The sequence below is a fragment of the Ferruginibacter sp. genome (genome assembly GCF_031430955.1).
Classification (GTDB): domain Bacteria; phylum Bacteroidota; class Bacteroidia; order Chitinophagales; family Chitinophagaceae; genus Ferruginibacter.
The window spans coordinates 1-26,095 of the sequence record NZ_JANPCM010000047.1 but is presented as its reverse complement, the minus strand read 5'-3'; the positions used below and the strand labels follow the sequence as shown (position 1 = coordinate 26,095).

At 34.4% G+C, this 26,095-nt stretch carries 22 protein-coding genes; 21 read left to right on the top strand and 1 reads right to left on the bottom strand.

The genetic code is table 11. From position 1 onward, the window contains the following. From ACY65O_RS01365 to ACY65O_RS01300, 14 genes are all read left to right on the top strand, one after another. Positions 1-195 (top strand): tRNA ligase subunit PheS family protein (locus ACY65O_RS01365; protein ID WP_462219053.1); only part of this gene is annotated, 195 nt, incomplete at its 5' end. A 45-nt stretch (positions 196-240) separates the two neighbouring features. Beyond that, positions 241-1,959 (top strand): hypothetical protein, encoded by a 1,719-nt coding sequence (locus tag ACY65O_RS01360; protein ID WP_462219052.1) that lies wholly within the window; start codon positions 241-243, stop codon positions 1,957-1,959. 179 nt (positions 1,960-2,138) lie between these two features. Beyond that, a complete protein-coding gene (locus ACY65O_RS01355; RefSeq protein WP_462219051.1) occupies positions 2,139-2,633 on the top strand; it encodes a hypothetical protein in 495 nt (164 codons plus the stop codon). 23 nt (positions 2,634-2,656) lie between these two features. Next, on the top strand, positions 2,657-3,376 hold the full coding sequence (locus tag ACY65O_RS01350) for an OmpA family protein (protein ID WP_462219050.1): 720 nt from the start codon (positions 2,657-2,659) through the stop codon (positions 3,374-3,376). Positions 3,377-3,507: 131 nt separating this feature from the next. Beyond that, positions 3,508-4,350: a 3-hydroxyacyl-CoA dehydrogenase family protein gene (locus ACY65O_RS01345; RefSeq protein ID WP_462219049.1), complete on the top strand. Its 843-nt coding sequence runs from the start codon at positions 3,508-3,510 to the stop codon at positions 4,348-4,350. A gap of 18 nt (positions 4,351-4,368) precedes the next feature. Next, the gene (gene pxpB, locus ACY65O_RS01340) at positions 4,369-5,070 is read left to right on the top strand and encodes a 5-oxoprolinase subunit PxpB (RefSeq protein ID WP_462219048.1); all 702 of its coding nucleotides are present in this window, start codon (positions 4,369-4,371) and stop codon (positions 5,068-5,070) included. Continuing rightward, a complete protein-coding gene (locus ACY65O_RS01335) occupies positions 5,060-6,037 on the top strand; it encodes a 5-oxoprolinase subunit C family protein (RefSeq protein WP_462219047.1) in 978 nt (325 codons plus the stop codon). The genes pxpB and ACY65O_RS01335 overlap by 11 nt, the downstream gene beginning before the upstream one ends. A 2-nt stretch (positions 6,038-6,039) precedes the next feature. Next, a complete protein-coding gene (locus ACY65O_RS01330; RefSeq protein ID WP_462219046.1) occupies positions 6,040-6,753 on the top strand; it encodes a 5-oxoprolinase subunit PxpA in 714 nt (237 codons plus the stop codon). After that, positions 6,743-7,924 (top strand): NRAMP family divalent metal transporter, encoded by a 1,182-nt coding sequence (locus ACY65O_RS01325; RefSeq protein WP_462219045.1) that lies wholly within the window; start codon positions 6,743-6,745, stop codon positions 7,922-7,924. Before ACY65O_RS01330 ends, ACY65O_RS01325 begins: the two co-directional genes overlap by 11 nt. Before the next feature lie 21 nt (positions 7,925-7,945). Next, the gene (locus ACY65O_RS01320; RefSeq protein WP_462219044.1) at positions 7,946-8,920 is read left to right on the top strand and encodes an NAD-dependent epimerase/dehydratase family protein; all 975 of its coding nucleotides are present in this window, start codon (positions 7,946-7,948) and stop codon (positions 8,918-8,920) included. Between the two features lie 65 nt (positions 8,921-8,985). Further along, on the top strand, positions 8,986-10,077 hold the full coding sequence (locus tag ACY65O_RS01315) for a carboxypeptidase-like regulatory domain-containing protein (protein ID WP_462219043.1): 1,092 nt from the start codon (positions 8,986-8,988) through the stop codon (positions 10,075-10,077). A 319-nt stretch (positions 10,078-10,396) separates the two neighbouring features. Continuing rightward, positions 10,397-10,906 carry a hypothetical protein gene (locus ACY65O_RS01310; protein WP_462219042.1) on the top strand — a complete coding sequence of 170 codons (510 nt, stop codon included), beginning with the start codon at positions 10,397-10,399 and terminating at the stop codon, positions 10,904-10,906. A 115-nt stretch (positions 10,907-11,021) separates the two neighbouring features. Continuing rightward, a complete protein-coding gene (locus ACY65O_RS01305; RefSeq protein ID WP_462219041.1) occupies positions 11,022-13,880 on the top strand; it encodes a sensor histidine kinase in 2,859 nt (952 codons plus the stop codon). A 3-nt stretch (positions 13,881-13,883) separates the two neighbouring features. After that, a complete protein-coding gene (locus ACY65O_RS01300; protein ID WP_462219040.1) occupies positions 13,884-14,636 on the top strand; it encodes a LytR/AlgR family response regulator transcription factor in 753 nt (250 codons plus the stop codon). 1 nt (position 14,637) lies between these two features. Here the strand turns inward: ACY65O_RS01300 and ACY65O_RS01295 are convergent, their stop codons facing one another. After that, on the bottom strand, positions 14,638-15,657 hold the full coding sequence (locus tag ACY65O_RS01295) for a UDP-3-O-(3-hydroxymyristoyl)glucosamine N-acyltransferase (protein ID WP_462219039.1): 1,020 nt from the start codon (positions 15,655-15,657) through the stop codon (positions 14,638-14,640). Between the two features lie 470 nt (positions 15,658-16,127). On the opposite strand from ACY65O_RS01295, the gene ACY65O_RS01290 reads away from it, so the two are divergent. The 7 genes from ACY65O_RS01290 to ACY65O_RS01260 form a co-directional block, all read left to right on the top strand. Further along, entirely contained in the window at positions 16,128-16,607 is a 480-nt protein-coding gene (locus ACY65O_RS01290; protein ID WP_462219038.1) for a GNAT family N-acetyltransferase, read from the top strand. Between the two features lie 103 nt (positions 16,608-16,710). Continuing rightward, complete coding sequence (locus ACY65O_RS01285) at positions 16,711-17,586, top strand: YicC/YloC family endoribonuclease (RefSeq protein ID WP_462219037.1); 876 nt, start codon at positions 16,711-16,713, stop codon at positions 17,584-17,586. 27 nt (positions 17,587-17,613) lie between these two features. Next, positions 17,614-18,129: a gliding motility lipoprotein GldH gene (locus tag ACY65O_RS01280; RefSeq protein ID WP_462219036.1), complete on the top strand. Its 516-nt coding sequence runs from the start codon at positions 17,614-17,616 to the stop codon at positions 18,127-18,129. An 80-nt stretch (positions 18,130-18,209) separates the two neighbouring features. After that, positions 18,210-19,061, top strand: a complete 852-nt coding sequence (gene porG / locus ACY65O_RS01275) for a type IX secretion system protein PorG (protein ID WP_462219035.1) — start codon at positions 18,210-18,212, stop codon at positions 19,059-19,061. Positions 19,062-19,296: 235 nt separating this feature from the next. Beyond that, positions 19,297-22,431 (top strand): T9SS type A sorting domain-containing protein, encoded by a 3,135-nt coding sequence (locus ACY65O_RS01270; RefSeq protein WP_462219034.1) that lies wholly within the window; start codon positions 19,297-19,299, stop codon positions 22,429-22,431. A 91-nt stretch (positions 22,432-22,522) separates the two neighbouring features. Continuing rightward, on the top strand, positions 22,523-23,266 hold the full coding sequence (locus ACY65O_RS01265; RefSeq protein WP_462219033.1) for an isoprenyl transferase: 744 nt from the start codon (positions 22,523-22,525) through the stop codon (positions 23,264-23,266). Between the two features lie 118 nt (positions 23,267-23,384). Further along, on the top strand, positions 23,385-26,095 hold a 2,711-nt coding region (locus ACY65O_RS01260; protein ID WP_462219032.1), incomplete at its 3' end, for a BamA/OMP85 family outer membrane protein.

The window sequence follows — 26,095 nt, the reverse complement described above, 5'->3', positions numbered from 1 at the left end:
GTAGAAATTTTAGGCTGCGGTATGGTGCATCCCAATGTTTTAGATAACTGCGGTATCGACAGTAATAAATACACCGGCTTTGCGTTTGGTATGGGTATAGAAAGAATTACCATGTTGAAATATCAAATAAAAGATTTGCGTTTGTTCAGCGAAAACGATTTGCGATTTTTAAAACAATTTACCAGTGCGGTGTAAAAGCCTTGTACTTCAATTCACAAATTTCTTATAAAAAAATCTACAATGAAAATTCTTATTTTTCTAACCCTGATTACATTATCAATTACTGTAAATGCCCAAACCGCCAACGTTACCTGGGGCGATGAATTTAAACTTAAAAAAGGGAGTACCGATTTGGAAGTAATGCATACCGATAACACCGGCGTGTATGTAAAAGAATCGCATTTTGCTTTAAAAAGTTATTTTGTAATTGGTGCTACAGTAAGAGAGTCGGCAACATTAACTAAACTGGATAAAGATTTAAAAGAAGCATACAGTAATAATTTTAATAAAGAATTAAAGGGTAAAGAATATGAAAGTTTTTTCTTCTTAAAAAATAAATTGTTTTTACTGGCTACAGATTACAGTAAAAAAGAAAAAACACTTACGCTTTTTGCTGCAGAAATAGATAAAGCATCGGGTGAGCTTTCAGGCGAATTTACTGAGGTAACCAGCTGGCAAAAAGATGATAAAAAAGAAGATATCAGTTTTAAAGCAACTTATAATGCCGACAGCAGCAAAATGGTTTTGGTAAGCACTATCGAAGGAAGGGAAAAAAATAATTATGAAGTGCGGCAGTTTGATGATAACATGAAAGCATTAGGTAAATCTATTGCCATAAGTAATGAATTTGATCCTAAAACTTTTCAGTTAGAAGATGTGGTTTATACATCTGCCGGCAATGTGGTTTTAATTGGCAGGGAGTATGAATACCAGGAAGGCAAAAAGAAAAAAAATAAATATTTAGATTTTAAAAATTACAACATCCGTATTTATAATAACGATGGTAAGCAGATAAAAGAAATTAACACAACCATTAACGCCAAATGGTTAGTAAGCACAAAAATAATGCAACTGCCTGCAAAGGAACTGGTGCTGGCAGCATTTTACAGCGATGAAAAAAGAGGGCGTGAAATTAACGGTATGCTGGTGCAAAGAATTAATCCGCAAACTGGAGATATTATATCAACCAGCCAAAAAGATATTAATACCGCTATGATAAGTACGGTAGAAGATGATAATGCAGACGATGATGATGACGAAAGCAAAAAGGAAAGAAAAGAAAGAGAGAAACTGGAAAAAATTCAAAATGAGGAAGATGGTTTTTCTAAATACATGCGCTTTCGAAATTTTATTTATACAGCAGATAAAGGCCTTATTATTCTTGCAGAAAAATATAACAGTTATACTTATACCACTACCACTTACCAGCCAGGATCGGGTACTATGCCAGGGCGGTGGACAACCACTACTTACCAGGTTTACGAATGCGGCGATATTATGATGAGCAAGATAGATGCTGCAGGAAATATTGGATGGTTGAATATTGCGCCAAAGCAACAACGTGAAGTAATTCAAACCAGCTCAGGAAGTGGCACCGGTTTAAGCTTTAGTTTTTTCAAAGGTGGATTTAACTGGCCATTTTATGCAGGCTATGGCGTATTACCAGGCACCAATTCGCTCAACATTATTTTTAACGATCATAAAAAAAATGATAATGTTTTGCAGCTTGGCCAAAAAGTGAAAAAGATAAGTTACTTCAGAAAATCGGAGTGCTTTGCCATTAATTTAAATACCACAACAGGAAAGTACACCCGCAGTAATTTATTCAGCAACAGGGATGTACCCACCGCCATGCCACGGCTAAGTTCTGTTTTAGGAAGAGATATGTATTTGATTGGAAAAGAAGACAGGATTTTAGGCAAAACAAAAATTGCAGTTGCCCGGTTAACTATAAAATAATTTTGTAAGCAATTAAAATTTTATATGGGGAAAAAAGTCCTCACTTAAATATCTGGAAAAATGAAAATTAATTTAAACAGGCATCTGCCTGTTTTTTTATGCTTAAAATTTAAAAAATATTCTTTGGCATTATAATTGAAAATTTGAGATTGCACATTGTTGCATCAAAATTTAATATTATGAAGAACAGTATTTTTAAAACAACTTTAATTGCTCTTGTAATTGCAGCTGGTTTTGCTGCCTGCTCGGTTTCAAAAGAAGCCAGAACCACTAAAAAAACAATTAATGGTAACTGGATATTACAAACTATTACCACAGAAGGAATTACAGGCATTGCAAAAACAACAATTTTTAACGAGGCAGAATTCAGCTGTTTTATTGGCAGCGAATGGAATTTTATTGCCAATAACAGTATGGGCAGCTATACCATTGTAGATAATAAAAAAGGTTGCCCTGCAATTAAAAGATTTATCCGCTGGAGCATTTATGAACCAAAAGACTCTGCCAAAGAATTTCAATTTAAAAGATTAGACGATAAAAAGAACACAATGGATGACGGCGCCGGTTACCGGCTAACTTTTACACAACTGGATAAAGACATGATGAAATTAAAAACCACCATCACTTTTAACGGAAACCCGGCAGCACTCACTTATAATTTTGTAAGAAAATAATTTTTAAATCTAAAATAATTTTTATGAAAAAAATATACGGAAAAACAATTTTAGTATCGGCAGCAATTGCTTTGATCATTTCAGGGTGCAGCTCAGTTAAAAAAACAAATAAAGCGCAACGTGGTGCTGTAATTGGTGCTGCAGGCGGCGCAGTAATTGGAGGTGTTATTGGTAATAATGTAGGGAATAAAAACAATACTGTTCTGGGTGCTGTTATCGGTGGCGTTATTGGTGGTGTTGCAGGAGGTATTATTGGTAATAAAATGGATAAGCAGGCTGAAAAAATAAAAACAGAAATTCCTGGTGCCCAAGTAGAAAGAGTGGGTGAAGGTATTATTGTTTCTTTCCCCGATAAAAATCCTGATGGTTCTAAAATGGGGGTGTATTTTGATTTTAATAAAGCTACTATCACTTCAAATTCTAAAATTGCCTTAGATAAATTAGTAAAGATATTTAATGAGTATCCTGAAACAAATATTTTGGTAGAAGGGCATACTGATGATAAAGGAACAGACAGTTATAATCTTTCCTTATCACAAAAAAGAGCAGATGCGGTGGGGGACTATTTAAAAAACCAGGGTATTGCTTCATCAAGGCTAACCATAAAATGGTATGGAGAAGCACAGCCAAAAGTTACCAATGATACAGAAGAAGGCAGGGCCGAAAACAGAAGAGTAGAATTTGGTATTACCGCCAACGAAAAAATGAAAGCAGAGGCTCAGAAAGAAGCAGGGAAGAATTAATCTTTTAAAATAATTAATGATGCATTGTTGTACAGCAACAATGCATTTTTTATGTATTAAACTGTTTGGCTGTATTTAAATGTTTACAGGAATAATATCTTTACCTTCACTTTTAAAATTATTTAGTTTACATGATTAACACTATTTGCGTTATTGGCGCCGGCACTATGGGCTGCGGTATTGCGCAGGTTGCTGCACAAAACGGTTTTTATACTTTGTTGTTTGATATTAATAATGAGGTGTTGCAGAAAGCAAAACCATCTCTGCAAAAAAACTTACAGTACTTATCAGATAAACAAAAAATTACTGCAGCAGAAAAAGAAAATATTTTCAACCGTATAAAATTTATCAGCGACACCAATGATTGTATTGCCGATGTTTTTATTGAAGCTATTGTAGAAAAAGTAGAAGCTAAGGTTGCCATCTTTAATCAACTGGCAGAGATCAATCACAGCGAAGTAATTTTTGCCACTAACACTTCTTCATTGTCTGTTTCGGATATACAGGCCAAAGTTATTCATCCGCAAAGAGTGGTGGGAATGCACTTTTTTAATCCGGCGCCAATAATGAAACTGGTAGAAGTGGTAAAGGGAAACCAGACAACGGATGAAGTAGCGCAAACAATTTATGAACTCTGCAAACAACTGAATAAAACACCTGTGCTTTGTAAAGATGCGCCGGGCTTTATTGTAAACCGTGTAGCCCGTCATTATTATTTAGAAGCGATGAAATTAGTAGAGCAGGGCATTGCAGGTTTTGAAACAGTGGATGAAATTATGGAGGCAACCGGTTTTAAAATGGGGCCATTTAAATTAATGGATCTGATTGGCATGGATGTAAACCTTGCGGTATCGCAAAGTATGTACAATGCTTTTGATAAAGCAGAACGTTTTGCACCATCAGCTATACAAATTGATAAAGTGGATAAAGGAGAATTTGGGAAAAAAACAGGAAAAGGTTTTTATCAGTATTAAGAAAGTAATTTTATTTTTTTGATTCCATATACCATATCGCCGCTTAACGAGACTGCTTTACTGGTTTCTTTTGAAAATAGTATTGATGAAATTATCAATGAAAAAGTAATTGCATTGCAGCAGGCATTTGCAAAAAGTAATTTTAAAGGATTTATTGAAACAGTACCGGCTTATGCTTCGCTGGCCATTTATTATGATGTGGCAACTGTAAAAAAAAATTATACTCCTGCCTCAACTGCATTTGAATTTGTAAAAAATTATACTCATCAATTAATAAGCGAAATAAATTTTACTACAGCACCACAAAGCAATCCCGTCACTATCCCAGTTTATTATAGTGGAGAAGATTTGGAAAATGTTGCATTGCTGCATAATATTTCTGCAGAAGAAGTCATCAGTATGCATACATCAAAACCATACCGTGTTTTTATGATTGGTTTTTTACCCGGCTTTGCTTACATGGGTAAAGTAGATGATAGTATTGCCACGCCACGTTTAGCAACGCCACGTACAAATGTAAAAGCAGGCAGTGTGGGTATTGCTGGTTTTCAAACAGGTATTTATCCTTTGCAATCGCCGGGTGGCTGGCAAATAATTGGGCAGACACCCATTAAAATTTTTGATGCAGCAAAAGATAATCCCTGTTTATTGCAGGCAGGAGATACGGTACAATTTATTTCTATCAGTAAAGATGAGTTTGAAAAATTAAATGAGTATTAAAATTATAAAGGCGGGAGTATTAGCCACATTGCAGGATGGTGGAAGAAAAGGCTGGCGAAGCAAGGGCATTGGCGGCGGAGGCGCAATGGATATTTTTGCAATGAGTATTGCTAATTATTTAGTAGGTAATGATGATGGAAACGCAGTGATGGAAATTAATTTTCCTGCACCAGAAATTTTATTTCAGCAGGATGCAATAATAAGTTTAACAGGCGCTGATTTTTTTGCCACAATAAATGAAACGGCTGTATCAGTCTGGAAGGCACTCTTTGTAAAAAAAGATTCTGTATTAAAATTTAAACAACCTGTACATGGAACAAAATTATATGTATCGGTGCATGGTGGCTTTCATGCAGAAAATTGGTTGGGCAGCTCCAGTACCCATTTAAAAGTTGGCGCAGGAGGCTATTTGGGAAGGGCTTTACAAAAAGATGATATCATAAATTTTAATAAAACTGATTTTTCCTGTAATGAAAACAAAATTTTGCCCTGGCATATTTCTCAACATGAACTTGATAAAAGTTACCTGCCACAAAACAAAATTCGCTGTATAAAAGGTATAGAATGGAACTTACTGGATGAAATATCTAAAAATAATTTTGAAAAAAATGAATTTATTATTTCAAATCAAAGCGACAGAATGGGGTATCGCTTAAATGGCAAACCGCTTTTATTACAACAATCAACAGAATTAATTTCTTCTGCAGTTGATGCAGGAACTGTTCAATTGCTGCCCGATGGCAATTGTATTGTGCTTATGGCCGATCATCAAACTACAGGTGGTTACCCACGTATTGCAAGTGTAATAAAAGCAGACTTACCAAAACTGGCGCAAATAAAACCGGGACAGTCTTTTAATTTTACAATAGTTTCGTTACAGGAAGCTGAAGAGGATTTACTGATCATGCAACAGACATTGCATGAAATAAAAAATGCCTGTCACCTCAACATAAAAAAATATTTGTAAATGTGATTGATATTAACTGCGATATGGGAGAAGGTATGGGCAACGAAAAAGAACTGATGCCTTTTATCAGTTCTGCAAATATTGCCTGTGGTTATCATGCCGGTGATGCCGCAACTATCAAGGAGGTCATAAATATTTGTTTGCAATACAACGTTAATATTGGTGCTCATCCTTCTTTTTTAGACAGGGAAAATTTTGGCAGAACTGCTATGCAATTATCTCCGCAGGAAATTTATACAATTATTACTGATCAATTAACAATAATAAATACAATTGCAATGGAATGCGGAGCAGCATTGCATCATGTAAAACCGCATGGCGCTTTATACAATATGGCTGCAAAAGATATTATTATTGCTGGCGCAATAGCAAATGCTGTAAAAGATTTTGATGAAAGACTTATTTATTTTGGGCTATCCGGTTCAGTTATGATTGCAGCCGCAGAAAAAATTGGATTGCAAACCGCTAACGAAGTTTTTGCAGACCGGACGTATCAGGCTGACGGTACACTTACACCACGTACCCAAACCAATGCATTAATAAAAGATAAAACTGCAATGCTGCACCAGGTAATACAAATGATAAATGAAAATAAAATAACAGCAGTTACCGGCGAACAAATTTTTATTAAAGCAGAAACCCTTTGTATTCATGGCGATGGAGAACATGCTGTAGAATTTGCAAAAACCATTCACAATAAAATTAATGAAGTATAAAAATATTTTTTCCGGTCCTTTGATGGGTGCAGCTTTCCTTATGGCAACTTCGGCCATTGGCCCGGGTTTTATTACACAAACCACTAAGTTTACTGCAGAGTTAAAAGCAAGTTTTGGTTTTGTAATTCTTGTTTCTGTATTAATGGATATTGGCGCACAATTAAATATCTGGCGCATCATCAGTGTAAGTAAAATGTATGCACAGGATGTGGCCAATAAAGTTTTACCCGGCACTGGTTATATTTTATCAGTGTTAATAATTATTGGCGGCATAGCATTTAATATTGGCAATATTGCCGGCGCAGGCCTTGGTTTAAAAGTATTAACGGGTTGCAGTGTACAAACCGGAGCTATCATCAGTTGTATTATTGCAGTTATTATTTTTATTTTTAAAGAAGCCGGAAAAGCCATTGATTTTTTTGCAAAATTATTAGGCTTGGTAATGATTGCATTAACCCTATATGTAGCTTTTCAATCGCATCCGCCAATGGCAGAAGCGGTAATTAAAACTTTTATTCCTGATACAATAAATGAAACTATCATACTTACAATTGTTGGGGGCACAGTTGGCGGTTATATCAGTTTTGCTGGTGCACATCGTTTACTGGAAGCGAATATCTGTGGACAAGAAAATATCAAACAGGTTTCTAAAAGCGCTGTATCTGCAATTTTAATTGCATCTTTAATGCGCCTCATTTTATTTGTTGCTGCATTGGGTATTGTATGGCAGGGCATAACGTTAAGTGCAGAAAATCCTGCTGCTACAGTCTTTCAATCTGCCGCAGGCGAAGTGGGCTATAAAATTTTTGGTCTGGTGTTGTGGAGTGCGGCAATAACATCAGTGGTGGGTTCTGCATTTACATCCGTAACGTTTGCAAAACTGTTGCATCCTGCTGTTACAAAAAAATTTCGCAGCATAATAATAACCTTTATTGTTTTTTCTACGATTATATTTTTAATTGTTGGCCAACCCGTAAAAGTTTTAGTAATGGCAGGCGCTGTTAACGGATTAATATTACCTTTTGCACTGGCAATAATTTTATTAGCAGTAAATAAAAAAAATATTACCGGCAGTTACAAACATCCGGTGTGGCTTTCCATTGCAGGTTGGGTTGTTGTGGTAGCAATGGCGTACATGGGCATAAAAGCAATAAGCAACTTATTCATTTAATATCTTTATAAAAATAATTGTATGATATTGGTTACAGGCGGCGCAGGTTTATTGGGAAAAGAACTGATTACGCAATTGCTTGCACAGGGCAAAAAGGTAAGGGCTATTTATAATAAAACACCGCTCCCAAATTTTAATTCAAATAATCTTGAACAGTTGCAATGTAATATTTTAGATGTGGTGGGTTTGGAAGAAGCGATGGCAGGTATTGAAGAAATTTATCACTGTGCAGCCATTGTTACTTTTAATCCAAAAAGAAAAATGGAAATGTTTAAAATTAATATTGAAGGCACTGCCAATGTGGTAAATATTGCCCTGGAAGCAGGGGTAAAAAAAATGTTGCATGTAAGCAGTGTGGCGGCATTGGGAAGGATAAGGGAAGATGAATTGATTAACGAAACCATGAACTGGACCGAAGAAACCAGTAACAGTAACTACGGGCAAAGTAAATATTTAGCCGAGCTTGAAGTTTGGCGTGGTATTGGCGAAGGATTAAATGCAGTGATGGTAAACCCGGTTGTTATATTGGGTGCAGGCGACTGGAACAGCGGCAGTTCAAAATTATTTCAAACGGCATACAACGAATTTCCATGGTATGCAGAAGGCACTACAGGTTTTGTTGATGTAAGGGATGTTGTAAAAATAATGATGCAGCTAATGGAAAGCGATATTACTGCACAGCGGTTTATTGTAAGTGCCGAAAACAGAAGTTACCGGGATGTTTTTAGTTTAATGGCAAAAGCATTTAATAAAAAACCACCGCATAAAATAGTAACACCGCTTATTGCAAAAATTGTTTGGCGGCTCGAGGCTTTAAAAAGTTTATTTACTAAGCAAGATCCGTTGGTAACAAAAGAAACTGCCAAAACAGCATTGGCAAAAGTTAATTTTGACAACAGTAAATTGAAAAAATATTTACCGCAATTTAACTACCGAAAAATTGAAGAAACCATTGCAGAAACCTGTGCGGCATTTCAACATAAACTTAACAAGTAGCCCGTTAACTTTGTAAAATAAAAGTTAGTTATGTTTTCTTAGTTAATCTGTACAAAAAATATCATATGAAAAAAACAATTCTCTTTGTAGCAGCAACTTTATTATTAGTTACTGCTTTTGCTCAATCTTCCTTTTATATTTCGGGTAAAGTAATTGATGCGGTAACAAAATTACCATTGCAGTCAGCATCGGTATTTGCACAAAATACCACACAGGGAGCAGCGACTGATGCAGCAGGTAATTTTAAATTAGGATTGCCCAATGGCGGTTACGATTTGGTAATTACTTACACCGGTTATCAAACAGAAACAAAAAGAATTTCTACAGCTGATGCAGATAATAATATGGTTATTGAATTGAAACAAAAAGAAAAAGCCATGGAAGATGTGGTAGTAAGATCCACCGGCGAAGTAAAAGATGGCTGGGAAAAATACGGCGATTTCTTTTTAGAAAACTTTATTGGCAAAACTGAAAACAGTAAATTATGCACCATAAAAAATAAAGATGCCATACATTTTTATTTTTCTAAAAAAAGAAACCGTCTTAAAATATTAGCTACCGAACCACTAGAAATTACAAATGAAGCTTTGGGCTACAAAATAAAATATACAGTGGATTCTTTTACGTATGAGTATAACACACAGGTAAGTTTGTACACCGGCTATCCTTTATTTACCGAAATGCAAACCACTGATACTGCTAAACAAAATTTATGGGCTGCTGCAAGGCAAAAAGCTTACAAAGGTTCATTGCTGCATTTTATGCGAAGCCTGTATAATAAACAATTAAAAGAAGAGGGATTTGAAATCCAGTTTTTGATAAAGGATAATGAAAAAGAAAATGCCGTGCCCCTGCTTAATTTTTATGGCGCCATGAATTACAGTAAAGACGACAGCACCAATACTGCAGAAGTAATGCCCAACCAAAACGACGTGGTAATAATTTATACAAAAGAAAAGCCCGAGCAAAATTATTTAGCTGCCAATGCAGATGAGCCTGTGAAATTTCAATTATCAATTTTATCTTTTGTACCAAAGCAATCTATAATTATAGAACAGAACGGTTATTATTTTGAGCAAACAGATATAACCGTTAACCAGTACCTGGGCTGGAAAAAAATGGCCGATATGCTGCCCTATGATTTTAAAAAAGATTGATTTTACACAGTTATTGGTTAAAACAGCACAGTTACAAAAATAATACAGCATTGTTTTAAAACTTTTGTTTCTTTAATCATTAAAGGAATTTTATACTTCCTTTTTTACTCTATAAGAGTTTTTAAATTTCGTTTGAACAAAGTACATCCGTACAGTATAATTGCCCCCGGTTGAAAAATCGGGGCTTTTTAATTGAATGTAGAAATTTGCACAGTTATGGGCTATAAGCGCACACTTACAAAGTTTATATTGCTAAAATGAATCTTATTTTCATTCTTTACAATCTAATAAAAAAATATTTCAAATTAAAAGTAAAAAAATGAAAAACAATTTCTCAAAAGTATTTACCTTCTTTTGTATTATTACAGCATTACTATCCTTTGCTTTGTTATCATCAAGTTGTAAAAAAGAAACAATTATTAAAGAAGTATTTCATGATACAGTCATAATCAAACATGATTCGATTATTACCAGGTATGATGTTTTAAAATGGATGCCCAAAAAATGGACTTTAGCAAACGATGAATTAGAGCAATATTCAGGAATCACCCTGACCTCAAAAAAACAAAACAGTTATAATGGTCTGGGTTTTTATCAGGAATATAAAACTAATGGAACTACTACCTTTAATGATCTTGGAGGAGTTTCCAACGGAACATGGGAATTATTATCGGACAATTATTTTGTTTTAGATAAAAGTACATCGGGAGAGCGCTATTATTATATTTTAAGCATTTCGGAAAAGAATTTAGTTATTAGGGGACCATTTAGCAAAACAAATGGCCTTTATTCAAACTTTTTGGTTACAACTTATTTAAAATACCCGTAATCAAACTTTAATTCTTTTGCTTGAATGAACTACATCTGTATATTATAAATGCCCCTTTTAATAAAATCGGGGCATTTTTATTACATTCACTTAAACTAAGAAACAAATATTTTTTTTGAAAAAATCATTTCTATTTATTAACTTTTTTATCCCTTTGCTTCTTACTGCACAGGAGTTTAATTATGTACATTACGATACAAAAGATGGACTTGCTGGTTCAACAGTGTACAGCATGTGCCAGGATAAAGATGGTTTTATGTGGTTTGCTACAGAAAATGGGTTGAGCCGATATGATGGTACATACTTTAAAAATTTTTCAGTAAAAGAAGGGCTGCCAGATAATGAAGTGCTAAAAGTTTTTGCAGATAGTAAAGGAAGGGTGTGGATTGGAACTTTTAGCAAAGAATTATGCTATTACTTTAAAGGCAAAATTTATAATTATGAAAATGATAGTTTGATAAATAAAATAAAATCAGATAGAAATGTTGAGGCTATAATTGAAAACGAAAAACATTTTTTAAGTTTTTCATTTCGTTCTTTTATTATTATTATCACACCAACAGATAGTGTTATAAAATATAAAATTGATGAAATATGCATGGAGAAAAATGATGGAGGTAAAGTTTATAATTACTGTGGAAAAATAAGGTTGGATATTACAAATAGAAGCGTATATGATTTTAATCCTCTTAATTTAATTTGGGAAAAAAGGAATGGGTATAGCAAATCATCAACCAGAATAGACTCAAGTTCGGTCTCTGTTAAATATGATAGCATTAGAAATATTTATACTGAGATTTCATTTCCAGGGAATATTTTTTTTACTGAAATGAAATACAATTATCCTGAATATTTGAATACTACGGATGGTGTATGGTCGATTGATACTATTAATCTTAAACTTGACTACCATTACCTAACTGGAAAAAAAATTACCCGTACCGTAGAAGATAAAGAAAAAAATCTTTGGTTTTCTTCTTTAGGAGACGGGGTTTATAAATTACCTTCAAGAGCAGTTCAAACAATATTCACTAAAAAGAATAAAGAAAAAGGAGTTTATTCTATTTCAAATTATTCAAATGCAGTTTTAGCAGGAGGAGAGTTTAGCCAGGCAATGCTTGTAGATAAAAATTTTAAGATCATTGAATCTAATTATAAGAACAATCAACAGTTTACTAAAAACGATCCCGGTACTAACCGTTTATTTTCAATGAAAAGTATTTCAAATTCAATAACAATATTAGGGTTTGATTTATTCCTTGTTAAGCTAGATAAAGATAAAACGACATTTAATTATGTATATCCTGTTAAATCGGTAGAAAAAATAAACAACGATTTCATAATTGTAGGCACATCTGCATATGCTTTTAAAATACGCCTTAAAGATTTACAAATAACTGATACAATCTGGAGGGAGCGTTGTACAAAAGTATTTTATCATAATAACAATTATTACATTGGTACATTAAAAGGTTTGTACGAAATAAGAGAAGATAAAACCTATACTTATCTGGGTGATTTGCACCCTGCATTGAGCCGCCGCATTACTGATATTAAAAGTGCAGCGGACGGCACCTTATGGATAACTACAAGTGATAATGGTATTGTTGCTTATAAAAATGGAAAAGTAATAAAAATTATTACCGATATAGAAGGATTAAGCAGCAACATCTGCAAAACAATAATTATTGAAGGCAATGCGTTGTGGGTGGGTACCGACAAAGGCATTAATAAAATAAACACCACTAATGGGCAGTACAATATTATTAAATACAGCACATCCGATGGGTTGCCCAGTAATACCATTAATGCTTTGTATGTAAAAGATAGTATTGTGTGGGTGGGTTCGCCTGCAGGACTTACTTATTTTAAAGAAAACAGTATTTCAAATTCTTCTATCTGCAATTTACAAATGCTGGGCATATATGTTTCGGGTAAACAACTTGTTTCTGATTCTTCTTTTAAATTATCTTATAAAAACAACAATGTAAATTTTGAATATGCAGGGATTTCTTTCCGCTCGGGGGGAGAAATAGGTTATCATTACAAACTTACCGGCTTAAATAATGAATGGAAAACCACAACTGAAAATAATCTTGATTATAAATCTTTGCCGGCCGGCGATTATAAATTAGAACTGTATGCTGTAAATAAATACGATATAAAAAGTAATACTATTACTATTAATTTTTTGGTACAAGCACCTTTTTGGAAAACAATTTGGTTTTATGTTTTAATGGCAGCAGTTATTATAACTGCAATTACTATTTTATTTAACTGGCGGAATAAAAAAACAAAACACCGTTTAGAAGAAAAGAATAATTTTCAAAAACAATTTGCTGTGCTTGAGCAGCAGGCGTTGCAGTCGCAAATGAATCCGCATTTTATTTTCAATTGTCTTAATTCTATACAGCAGTATATCCTTACCAACGATAAAGAAAAAGCCAATCAATACCTTACAGATTTTGCTGCACTCATCCGTCAAACATTAGATATATCTTCTCAAAAAACAATTACTGTTGCAGAAGAAGCTTCTTATTTAAAAAAATATTTGGACATGGAGCGTATGCGGTTTGGTGATACCTTTAAATATTCTATTTACGTTGCCGGCGAAGTAAAAGCTGATTATGTACAAATACCTGCATTACTGCTGCAGCCTTATGTAGAAAACAGTTTGCGCCATGGCATTCGTTATAAAACAGAAGGTGGGGGAAAGATTGAAATTTCTTTTTCTTTAAAACAGGATAATTTGCACTGTATTATAAAAGATAACGGGGTTGGCAGGGATAAAGCTGCTGAATTTAAAAGTAGACAGCATATAGAGTACCAGAGTAAAGGCATGAGCTTAACCGGCAAAAGAATAGAATTACTGAATACTATAAATGAAAGAAAAATTATTGTAACAGTAACCGATCTGTTGAAAGAAAATAATAGCGCAGCAGGCACATTAGTAGAAATAAATATCCCAGTATAAATTATGCAAACAATTTCTGCAGTAATAATTGATGATGAACCGGGCAATATTATTACCCTTTTGGAACTGGTAAAACAATACTGTCCCGATGTATTTATTAAAGGAACGGCTCCCGATCCCTTAAAAGGTTATGAATTAATAAAACAATCGAACCCCGATCTTGTTTTTTTAGATATAGAAATGCCCTACGGCAATGCGTTTGATCTGCTGGATAAGTTAGCACCCGTTTCTTTTGAAGTAGTTTTTATAACAGCTTTTAATGATTATGCAATAAAAGCTTTTAAATATGCGGCCCTCGATTATCTTTTAAAACCGGTAAATATAAATGAGTTAAAGGAAGCAGTTAATAAAGTAAGTAAACGGTTGGAAGAAAGAACAGTTAATAACAGGATTAATACTTTGCTGGGAAATTTTAAAGCAGAAAATGCCATTACACAAAAAATTGCATTACCTGCTTTTGATGGATGTTACTTTGAAGACATCAGCAACATAATGTATTTACAGACCGAAAACAGTTATACTTATATTTATTGCAAAGGAAAAACAAAACTGCTGGTAACAAAAAATTTAAAGGATTTTGAAGATATATTACCATCTGCTTTGTTCTGCAGGATCCATCACAACAGCATTGTTAATATAAATTTTGTAAAAAAATATTCAAAAGGCCGGGGCGGACATGTACAAATGGAAGATGGTACCACCGTAGAAATTTCTGTAAGAAAGAAAAGCGATTTTTTTGACAGGTTTATTCAATAATTTATTTTCCCATAACTTTTTCCCACAACTGCGGTATTCTTTTTACCCAAATCATTTCTCTTTTTACAATACCGGCTTCCTGTGCAGGCGCACCCCAGTAAGTTTTGTTACCATCTAAATCGCCGCTTACGCCGGTTCGGCCAAGTAACACTGCATTTTCTCCAATGGTTAAAGTTTTATTTACAATAACACCGCCCCAAAGAATTACCCCATCTTTAATAGTAACCACTCCGGCTACCACCACACTTGCAGCAAACAAACAATTTTTTCCAATAACAGTGTCGTGCCCAATATGAATTAAGTTATCAAATTTTGTTCCTTTACCAATCCTGGTATCGTGGCTTACGCCTCTGTCGATGGTGCAGCCGCTTCCAATTTCTACATCATCTTCTATAACCACTCTTCCGCAACTGGGCATTTTTTTATACCAAACTTCACGATCTTTTTTGGTATTATAATAAAAAGCATCGCTGCCGATTACAGTTCCGCTTTGTATAACAACGTTATCTCCAATTATACAATAATCCATAACAGATACATTAGGATGAATGATGCAATTTTTTCCAATGCTCACATGGTTACCAATAAATGCAGTGGGATAAATAAAACTGCCTTCGCCAATTATTGCGGTATCGCTTTTTGTTTTTACTGCTCCTTCAAAGGGTCGAAAATGTTTTGCAATTTTACAGTACGCTTCAAAAGGATTATCAATAATCAGTAAAGCTTTTCCTTCGGGTATGGGTGCTTCTTTATTTATAATTATAAAACTTGCAGCACTATTAATACATTTTTCATAATACTTTGGATGATCAACAAAAACTAAATCGCCCTGTTCTACTTTGTGTATTTCATTAATGCCTGTTGCATTTGAGTTTGTGTTGCCTAAAAGTTTTGCACCAATAAATTCGGCAATCCATTGTAAAGAAACCGGCGAAGGAAATTGCATAAAAATAATTTTCAGCAAAGGTAATGCGGTTTGCATTTTATCCGGCTTTTGTTGTAAAATGCTTAAAAAAGGCATTATTTAACTTTTAAGCCAATAAATTTTAAAAATATTTTTTACCCAAAAAACTTACAAACGTTGCGCTGTATTTAATAATTTATGAAGCAGGGAGAATAGAAAATAATTTTTTTTTAATGATGATTAAAAAATTGCATCCTTTGAAAGTATAGTAAAATCAATACTTTCAGCAGTTTAGTAATTTGTATAAATATTTATTTTTAAAAATTAATTTCAATATTTGCCAACATTTCATTTTTTGTCTTGTAAAAATTAAACGCCATTATCCACAGCTATATAAAAAATGTTAATAAAATTTTTTGGAAATAATTTTATGTTAGCAAAAATTCTTTTTAATATTGTGTAGGGAATTTGGTTCCTGGTACTTACTAACCCATCTATATAACAAAGCCTGGCTATTAAATGTCGGGCTTTATTATTTTTATCAAGGGCTGTTTTTTAAATTTGTTGTAATAAAATAAATACTAAAAATGTTTAGTGATCTTAAAAAAAATTTTATCATCAGCACCGATAAATCTAAAATAGATATTGCAGCAGTGCATAATTATTTAAGTAAAGAAAGTTACTGGGCTAAAAATATTTCTTTAGAAATTGTAACAAAAGCAATTGATGGCGCTTTTTGTTTTGGTGTTTATAAAAAAGAAACAGCAGGTGCGTTTACACAAGCAGGTTTTGCAAGAGTAATTACTGATAAAGCAACCTTTGGTTATTTAGCAGATGTTTTTACAATTGAAAAATATCGGGGCATAGGTTTAAGTAAATGGCTTATGTATGAAATTATGAATCATCCGGAGTTGCAGGGTTTCAGGGGGTGGATGCTGGGTACAAAAGATGCACATGGCCTGTACGAAAAATTTGGATTTAAACTTTTGCAAAATTCCGAAAGAATAATGCGCCTTAGCTTATTAGATGCATATCCCGAAATTAAGGATGCTGTATTGGAAACCTGAAATCAAATACGGGGGCAATAAAAAAATATTTCTATCCCACAGTGTTAAACAATTTCAAATTCTAAATTTCAAATTGTTATCTTGCAGTAAATAATAATATCATATGCTTAAATCAATGACCGGTTTTGGAAGGGCCGAACAAACCGTGGGTGAAAAAACCTTTTTAGTTGAAATAAAAGCCCTAAACGGAAAGCAGCTGGAACTGCAATTAAAATTACCCCCTCTTTTAAGGCCGTACGAGTTTGAAATAAGAAATACTTTGCAGGAAAATTTAGTAAGAGGCACCATCGACTGTTTTATAAATATCAAACAAAACGGCACTACCAAACCTGTTAATATAAATACCGATTTAATTAAAGCCTATTACAGGCAGATAGAAGAACTGGCCGGCGAACTTAAAATTGATACCAATTCTGTTTTAAGTGCTTTACTCCGTTTGCCCGAAGTGGTAACACCTACCAATGATGTTTTAAACGAAACTGATTTTACAGAATTTAATAAGGTTTTAATTTCAGCATTAAATAATTTAAATCTGCATCGAACCGAAGAGGGTGCAGGGCTTGAAAAAGATTTAATAAAGCGGATTGATAAAATTAAAGAGCAGGAAGAAGCAATTTTATTGCTGGAACCCAACCGTAAAAAAAGAATTGTAGATGAAATTAACCAACTGCTGGAAAAAAATGTGGGCAAAGAAAATATTGATAACAACCGCATGGAGCAGGAGTTGATTTATTACATGGAAAAAATAGATATTCATGAAGAACAAATTCGTCTGCGCCAGCATTGCGAATATTTTAAATCTATTTTGCAGGAACCGGAAGAAGGCAAAGGGAAAAAATTATCTTTTATTTTACAGGAAATTGGAAGAGAAATAAATACCACCGGCAGTAAAGCATATGATGCCGACATTCAAAAATGTGTGGTAAAAATGAAAGACGAACTGGAAAAAGCAAAAGAGCAGGTGTTAAACGCATTGTAATATATAAGCAATAGTTATTTTTGCAGTATGATTTTTAAAAAATCGAAAAAGCGGTTCTATTTAAACCAGCATGCCCGGCAATTAGAAATTGCTTTTTGCCTGTTGCTTATTGTTAATTGCATATTCATTTCATCCTGCACCCAACTGGAAACTTTTGAAAAAAATACCAGCATTCCAAACTATCAATGGAATAGTAACTTTAAAACTGAAGGAAGTTTTTTAGTAACAGACACTGCAGCTACTTACAAGGCTTATATAGTTTTAAGGCATACCGATGCTTATAAATACAATAATATATGGCTTAATGTAGGCATTGCAGAACCCGGCGACAGCTTACATTTTAGAAAAGTTGATATGCAACTGGGTACTGATGCTGATGGCTGGGCAGGCTCCGGCATGAATGATATTTGGGAGATAAGGCAATTATTAATGATAAAGCGATTTACAAAAACGGGGACTTATAAATTTGCTATCAGCCAAATTATGAGAGACGATCCTTTACCGGCTGTAATGAGTGCAGGGATGAGATTGGAAAAACAATAAAATTAACAAACCCTCGTATCAGAAAAACATAATCTGCTCGTTTTAACAAAACAATTCTTTATTTTGCATATTATATTATTATGAAACTGAAAGTCCTTACCATTATATTTATTTGTGTGCTGGTAAATAAAACCAATGCACAGCGGTACGAATATGTACAACAGGGAGAAGTTGGAATAACCGCCGGCGCAGCACATTATTTTGGAGATATAAATACCAGGGCAGCTTTAAACAGGCCAAAACCGGCACTAGGCATTTTCTTTCGTAAACAATTTGGTAATTATGTAGGTATGCGTATTGCTGCGCATTATGCACAGGTAGGTTACAGCGATACCTACAGCAAAAACGATTATCAAAAGACACGTAACCTTAGTTTTAATTCTAACATTTGGGAACTTGCAGTACAAGGCGATTTTAATTTCTTTAAATTTTTACCCGGCGATCCTTATTATGCTTTTACACCTTATGTAACACTTGGCGCAGGTGTATTCAGTTACGATCCATATGCTTATTTGGATGGTAAAAAAGAATTTTTACGTCCATTGGGCACCGAAGGGCAAACTATTGGTTATAAAGGAAGAAAGCAATATAGTACCATGGCATTTTGTTTTCCTTTGGGCGTAGGCGTTAAATACAATATTAATGAGAAGATGAACTTGTCTTTTGAAATAACGCAACGTTTTACTACTACTGATTATTTAGATGATATAAGTACAACTTACATTGGTGCAGGCAGGTTTGCTCCTTTACCCAATGGCCAACCTTCTGCCGCAGGTTTACTGCAAGACCGCTCTTATGAATTAGATGCTAATAATGTTTTGGGTGTTGAAGGCAGACAGCGGGGATTCAGTAAACAAAAAGATCAGTACATTATTGCAGAAATTGGTATTTCTTTTAATATCAGCAGTTACAGGTGCCCAAGCGCAAACTAAAATAATTTTTCTTAAATCATATTCTAAGCCCCAAAAATTTCAGGGGCTTTTGTTTTGTACGTAAATAAATTTGTCTATATTTACAGTTCCTCCAAACAAATAAATGATGGCTTATCTCATCATTTTGTAACCCAGCCAAAGAGTAACAAACCACAATTCCTGCGAATTACAACAGCGCAAATCCTTTTATTTCTGTGATTGAACCATAGTTTATCTCACCACTAATAAGTTAACTATGGCGTTCATTCGCAACTGCGTTATTACAGCAGTAATTGCTTTATGTATTGGATACAATACAAAAGCACAAACAGTTTATTATCCGGCTGGTTCATCTCCGCTGCTAAAGGCAACAGCCCAAGACGCTGCTTTACTTTTGCAAAAAGCAATAGCAGGTAGCCAATTTAACACCCAGGTTTATACAACTTTGCCCACTGACGGTGTTATTTTTATTTATGATACTGCTATTTCAGATAATCAGGCATGCAAAACAATCAGTAATGGTTTAGATTGTATAAAATTTACCGCATCAGATGATAATGGCCTCCACTTTGGAATTTATCAATATTTACATCAGTTAGGTTTTAGGTTTTATCAGCCAGGAACTGCCTGGGAAATTATTCCAACGCTTTCATCTGCGTATAAAAAATCGGATACAACTTATACCTGCAGTTATAAATATAAAACATGGTTTATAAGCGGCGGGCATAGCCGCTGGGCAATGGACAATAACACTGCTTATAACTGGGATAGCTATTTTGGCGAAAATGGACATAACTGGGCATTGTATCAAAGGCGTAATGGTATGCTGGGCAGTTCTGGTTTTACAGGGCATCGTGGCGATTTAATGAGTGGAGATTATTTAAATACCCTAAAAGATAACCCTTGTTATGTAGCTAATTTCAACGGTTCCAGGCAAGCTAATAGTCAATCTGTACCCGATATTTTTAATAATGCGGCAAAAGAATTATGGGCAAATACTATAGAACAAAAGTATACCCAGTATAAAAATACTATTTACAGCAACACAACTCTCTACGCTAACTTCTACCATAATTTTAAATATTACTATAATCATATTGGTATAGAAGTACCAGATGGAGCTTTGTGGGGTAACTCGAAAGATAATGATGCCTGCAGTGCAGTTGACTATCCCAATGAAAGCGACCAGCATTTTACTTTAGCTAATTTTACTACACAAAAAATTGCGGCTAAATATCCTGATAAACATTTTCAGGTATATGCTTATTCGGGCCATGCCAATATCCCATCTGCTTCAATAGGTATCAATAAAAACATAGATGTACAATTAATACCAGTGGTATATCAATTTGAAAGCAGCACTAATGGATTAAGAAATCGTTGGTTTAAAAATTATGCAAATATTTCAGAATATCATTACCTGAATCTTTCTGGCTGGAGTGGAGAAACACCATGGTTTAATTGGAACGATTTAAAAACAACTTTACAAATTGCAAAAGATAAAAGATCGCAGGGGGTGGTTTGGGAAGCTTCACCAGCTAAATTTGGCAGCCTGCCTTATTTATTAGCAGCTAATAATTATTTAAAAGATGATATTGCTGTTGATAGTACGCTCCATGAATTTTGTAATGATATGTTTGCATCTGCTAATACAACAGTCTATAAAATTTTGCACATGTGGGGGACGGCAAAAACTGCTCCGGATAAATATAAAATGCAGTTGTACCTTCAGTTGCTGAATACTGCTGTACAGCAAACGCAAAATAAGCCGGATGTTGTTAAACAAAGAATACGTGAATTAAAAGCGTATCTACACTATATGGTTTTGTATTTTGATTTAGCAAATGATGATCAGAATAAACCAATGACAAAAGCACAAAAGGATGCAGCACTGTGTATTTATCTGGCTAAAACTAATAAAATGCAATTGGCAAACAGTTATTATCTTATAGCTACTATTGTTAGCAGATATGCTGCAACCACAGATTTTTATGCAAAATATAATGTTACTTCAGGAACGGCTTACTTAAATGGTAATTTACCTCTTATAACTGAAGCCGAAGTCGATAATAATTTTTTAGAGGATGTAAGTAAATATGGCAATCAAATTGAATTGTTTAAATTAGAAGAGGCGGATTATATCAAAACACAATTTAAAACTGCCAATATTGCTCCTTTAGCTAAAATTAATACCAAAATTTATTATACTAATGGTATTCATTACTACAATACAACCACGTTTAATATAATAGCTCCTGCCGCTGGTAGTTTTACTATTCAATATACCCCTACTTTTGAAATACAGGGAAAAGGGTTTATAAATTTTACAGTAGAAGCCCAAGATAAAATATTGGAGATAATAAAAGATTTTACTTTAGATAATAGTAACAAAGCCGGTACGCTTAAAATAGATTTGCCTGCCGCAGGAAATTATATTTTAACTGTTATTTCAAAATATAAATCCCGGATTGATTTATCTATAATTACTAATGGGAATTATTTTTATAAGAATGGGGCATTTCTTGGCAACAAAACAGAAGTCTACCGGGAAGATTTGTCCAGTTTGCCGGGATATTTTTATATACCCAATGGGTTAAGCAAAATTTATTTTAATATCAACAACAGTTTTGCAGATGGTAAATATGCTTCTGCAGATGCTGTAAGTAAAACTTTTGTAATAAAGGATAATAAGGGTAATGGTGTTGTGCCTCGCTTTGCATCATCAAAAGATTCTTCTTTATTTTATTTAGAAATACCGGAAGGTGCGGCGGGTAGTTTTTGGCAGGCAACCACTATGGCGCAGTACAATCTGCAATTTGTTAACATAAGCAATGTACTTTGGTATGCCGAACGTAAAACATGCAGCACACCTAATTTTTCAGCTGCAATTGTTAATAAAAACGGTAATTGTTTTACAAGATTAACTACCATAGAAAATGCTTCAGGTTTAAACTGGGAAGTAAATGATATGGGCCGTATTTTAATATACAACAATCAAGCAGTTGTTGATTTACCGGATTATATTTCTCCCAATACAGTAGTTACATTAACCAGTGGTACAGGTTGTGCTTTTTCAAGTCCACTTAATAGCAACAAAGAATATTTACGTGCCAAAGAGGTTTGCGCCAGCGGAGCTGCCATGGCAACTTTTCAAACTAATACCGTAACGCCGCTGATTTACCCAAACCCATCAACAGGTTTTTTTAATTGTATGCAAAAAGGGAATATTGCAATTGCGGATGAAATAATAATTTATAATACTCAGGGTAAGCAGGTGGGCAACTTTAAAAATACCAGCCAGTTTAACATTAGCAATGCAACGGCCGGTTTATACCTTTACCGCATGATAATAAATGGAGAAGTATTTAAAGGCAAATTAGTGAAGCTTTAAGATTTGCTTTAAAACGCCAATTACAACTAAATTTTATTACTTTTGCACCCCCAAGTCAGGCCCAGCGCCTGACTAATAGTTTTACGTGTTTATGAGCCAGAAGGATAAAATAAATATACAGCAACTACCAAAACACATTGCCATAATTATGGATGGCAACGGACGCTGGGCTAAAGAAAAAGGCGAAGACCGTCTTTTTGGTCATTTAAACGGCGTGGAAAGTGTGCGTAATATTGTAGAAGGTGCCGCCGAATTAGGAATTGAATATCTTACTTTATATGCTTTTAGTACCGAAAACTGGGACAGGCCAGAGTACGAGGTAACAGGTTTAATGGAGCTTTTGGTTGATACCATCCGCAAAGAAGTGCCTACACTTAATAAAAATAATATTCGGCTGCATGTTATTGGCGCCGTTGATATGCTGCCAGTTTTGGCTAAAAAGGAACTGGATGAGGCTATTGCAGAAACAGGTACTAATACCGGCTTAAATCTTATTATGGCATTAAGTTACAGCAGCCGCTGGGAAATTAATATAGCTATAAAAAATATAGCGATAGATGTAAAGCAAAATAATTTACAACCAGAAAATATTAATCAGGAAACTATTCAAAAATACTTGTGTACCAGCCAGTTTCCCGATCCGGAATTAATGATAAGAACAAGCGGGGAATACCGCATAAGCAACTTTTTACTGTACCAGCTTGCCTATGCAGAGTTATATTTTACCAATACACTTTGGCCCGATTTTAGAAAAGAAAATTTATACGAAGCCATTTTGGACTACCAAAACCGGGAACGAAGGTTTGGAAAGACAAGCGAACAGGTGAAAAGTTGAAAGTTTAATGTTGAAAATTTAGATTTCTAAACTTTTAACCCATAAATTTCTAAACCACTAAGATTAACAAATAGTTTTAATTAATGGGCTTAATTTGCCGCTCATAAAATACCAATTGATGCACCTTATTTACAAAAGGATTTTTTTTATCGTAACTGTCTTATTTTTTAGCCAAATTGCCAGTGCCCAGGTTGATCCTCCTGTTTCTGTTGACCCTGCTTTACAGGAAATATTTAATTCAAAAACACCTAAAGAATATACTATTGCAGGTATTACAGTAGGAGGTACAAAAGCTTTCGATCAAAATTTAATTATTTCTATTTCAGGCCTTGCAGTAGGCGATAAAGTTTTAATACCCGGCACCGATGTTTTTGGAAAAGCCATTGCTAAATTATGGAAGCAAAGCCTTATCTCCAATATTGAAATTTCATTTACAAAATTAGTGGACAGGGATTTATATGTGCATTTTGAAATAACAGAAAGGCCACGGTTAGCCGCATTTAAATTTGTCGGTGTAAAAAAAGGCGAAAGAGATGATCTTGAAACTAAAGTGGCATTGGTAAAAGAAAGAGTGGTAACAGAAAACATGAGATTAAGTGCAGTTGAAGCCATTCGTAAATTTTATTATGAAAAGGGTTACCGCAATGTAGATATTAGAGTGGAGGAGGAAGTAATGACGGCTTTAAATAATGCTATTTCATTAACTTTTTTTATTACTAAGGGTAACAAAGTAAAAATAAACTCTGTAAACTTTAGTGGTAACGAAACCCTGGCAGAGCAAAAGCTTAAAAAGCAAATGAAGGGCACAAAAGAAATGCCCCGGTTTACATTATACCCCATATCTGTAAAAAATCCTTACGGCGATTCTGCAAAAAAAATGACGTTTAAGGAATACATTAATAATGTTGGTTTTCTTTCCTTAACAAAAACAAAAGAAATTATTGACCCCTATGTTCGTTTAAAATTAAGTTCCGGAAAATTCAGCGATAAAAAATACACAGAAGATAAGGAAAGCGTACTTGATTATTACAACTCACAGGGCTTCAGAGATGTGGTAATTGTTGGAGACACACCAATTTATGACATGAAGGGCAATCTCAATATTTTTATTAAAGTAAACGAAGGCCGCAAATATTATTTTGGAGATATTACCTGGAAGGGAAATACAAAATATTCAGATTCTATTTTAAATGTGGTGCTGGGTATTAAAAGGGGCGATGTATATAATTTAGAATTATTAAACAAGCGCCTGGGCAAACAGGTATCTGCCGAAGGAGGCGATGTACAAAGTTTGTACATGGATGACGGGTATCTTTACTTTAGGATAGACCCTGTAGAAACAGCCGTAAATAAAGACACAATAGATTTTGAAGTAAGAATGAGCGAAGGGGCACAGGCAACCTATGGTAACATTACCATTTCGGGTAACGATAAAACAAAAGATTATGTTATACGCCGTGAGTTAAGAACTATACCCGGTGAAAAATTTAACCGTGCCGATATTATACGTACACAAAGAGAATTGGGCCAACTTGGTTTTATAAATGCTGAAAAAATTAATCCTAATGTGGTGCCAAATGCAGATAATGGTACTGTTGATATTAACTGGGAAATCGAAGAAAAATCTGCTGATCAATTAGAACTCTCTGCAGGTTTTGGCGGTGGTATCGGCTTAACGGGTACGTTAGGTATTACGTTTAATAATTTCTCTATAAAAAATATCCGCAAAAAATCTACCTGGGATCCTTTACCATCTGGTGATGGGCAAAAATTGAGCGCAAGGATACAGTCAAACGGTAAAGCTTTCCGTTCATATAATTTTTCTTTTACCGAACCATGGTTGGGAGGTAAGAAACGCAATTCATTTACTATTGGTTATTCTAATACAAGATACTCCAACGCCTACAACCAGTTTACAGGGCAGTATTGCAAATCTTGTGGTGATACTTCTTATGTAAAAACAAGCAGCTTCAGCATATCGCTGGGCAAGCAGTTAAAATGGCCCGATGATTATTTTAATTTAATTTATGCCCTTAATGTACAGCAATACAAATTAAAAAATTATCCAAATATATTTGCAGGGTTAAGCGATGGAACCTCTACTAACGTAAGTTTAAAAATTGCACTGGTACGTAATAGTGCAGGGCCAAATCCTATATTTCCAACCAGTGGTTCTAATTTTTTATTGAGCAGCCAGTTTACTTTACCTTATTCCGCTTTAGGAATAAGTTCTGGCTCGGCAACAAATCCATATGCATTACCCGAATTTCATAAATGGCGTTTTAACGGCGAGTGGTATGTGCCCATTGGCAGAGCAAGAGGCGCCGAAAAAAATAAACAATTTATTTTAAAAGCTGCTGCTAAATATGGTTTTATAGGAAGATATAATTCTAAACTGGACATTTCTCCATTCGAACGTTTTCAGTTAGGTGATGCAGGCTTAAGTAATAATTTTGCTTTGCTGGGTTACGATATTATTGCCCATCGTGGTTACCCGGTATATTCTTCATCCGACCCAAGGGTTAACCCTGATAATGTTTCATCAAACCAATATTTTACCATTTTTAATAAATACACCATGGAGTTGCGCTATCCGTTTAGCACCAGTGCCAGCAGCACTATTTACGGGTTGGCATTTTTTGAAGCAGCAAATGGCTGGTACGATTTTAAAAGCTATAATCCTTTTAAATTACGCCGTTCTGCCGGTGTGGGTATGCGTTTCTTTTTACCTATGTTTGGTTTGCTGGGCTTCGATTATGGTATTGGGTTTGACAGGTACAACCAGGCTGGCGGATTAAAAGGAGCAGCTAAATTTACGTTTATGCTTGG

Excerpts from the sequence above, each read along its gene's own strand:
- ACY65O_RS01360 (WP_462219052.1), top strand. The coding sequence starts at position 241 with ATGAAAATTCTTATTTTTCTAACCCTGATTACATTATCAATTACTGTA.
- ACY65O_RS01355 (WP_462219051.1), top strand. The coding sequence starts at position 2,139 with ATGAAGAACAGTATTTTTAAAACAACTTTAATTGCTCTTGTAATTGCA.
- ACY65O_RS01350 (WP_462219050.1), top strand. The coding sequence starts at position 2,657 with ATGAAAAAAATATACGGAAAAACAATTTTAGTATCGGCAGCAATTGCT.
- ACY65O_RS01345 (WP_462219049.1), top strand. The coding sequence starts at position 3,508 with ATGATTAACACTATTTGCGTTATTGGCGCCGGCACTATGGGCTGCGGT.
- ACY65O_RS01335 (WP_462219047.1), top strand. The coding sequence starts at position 5,060 with ATGAGTATTAAAATTATAAAGGCGGGAGTATTAGCCACATTGCAGGAT.
- ACY65O_RS01325 (WP_462219045.1), top strand. The coding sequence starts at position 6,743 with ATGAAGTATAAAAATATTTTTTCCGGTCCTTTGATGGGTGCAGCTTTC.
- ACY65O_RS01320 (WP_462219044.1), top strand. The coding sequence starts at position 7,946 with ATGATATTGGTTACAGGCGGCGCAGGTTTATTGGGAAAAGAACTGATT.
- ACY65O_RS01315 (WP_462219043.1), top strand. The coding sequence starts at position 8,986 with ATGAAAAAAACAATTCTCTTTGTAGCAGCAACTTTATTATTAGTTACT.
- ACY65O_RS01310 (WP_462219042.1), top strand. The coding sequence starts at position 10,397 with ATGAAAAACAATTTCTCAAAAGTATTTACCTTCTTTTGTATTATTACA.
- ACY65O_RS01300 (WP_462219040.1), top strand. The coding sequence starts at position 13,884 with ATGCAAACAATTTCTGCAGTAATAATTGATGATGAACCGGGCAATATT.
- ACY65O_RS01295 (WP_462219039.1), bottom strand. The coding sequence starts at position 15,657 with ATGCCTTTTTTAAGCATTTTACAACAAAAGCCGGATAAAATGCAAACC.
- ACY65O_RS01290 (WP_462219038.1), top strand. The coding sequence starts at position 16,128 with ATGTTTAGTGATCTTAAAAAAAATTTTATCATCAGCACCGATAAATCT.
- ACY65O_RS01285 (WP_462219037.1), top strand. The coding sequence starts at position 16,711 with ATGCTTAAATCAATGACCGGTTTTGGAAGGGCCGAACAAACCGTGGGT.
- ACY65O_RS01280 (WP_462219036.1), top strand. The coding sequence starts at position 17,614 with ATGATTTTTAAAAAATCGAAAAAGCGGTTCTATTTAAACCAGCATGCC.
- porG (WP_462219035.1), top strand. The coding sequence starts at position 18,210 with ATGAAACTGAAAGTCCTTACCATTATATTTATTTGTGTGCTGGTAAAT.
- ACY65O_RS01270 (WP_462219034.1), top strand. The coding sequence starts at position 19,297 with ATGGCGTTCATTCGCAACTGCGTTATTACAGCAGTAATTGCTTTATGT.
- ACY65O_RS01265 (WP_462219033.1), top strand. The coding sequence starts at position 22,523 with ATGAGCCAGAAGGATAAAATAAATATACAGCAACTACCAAAACACATT.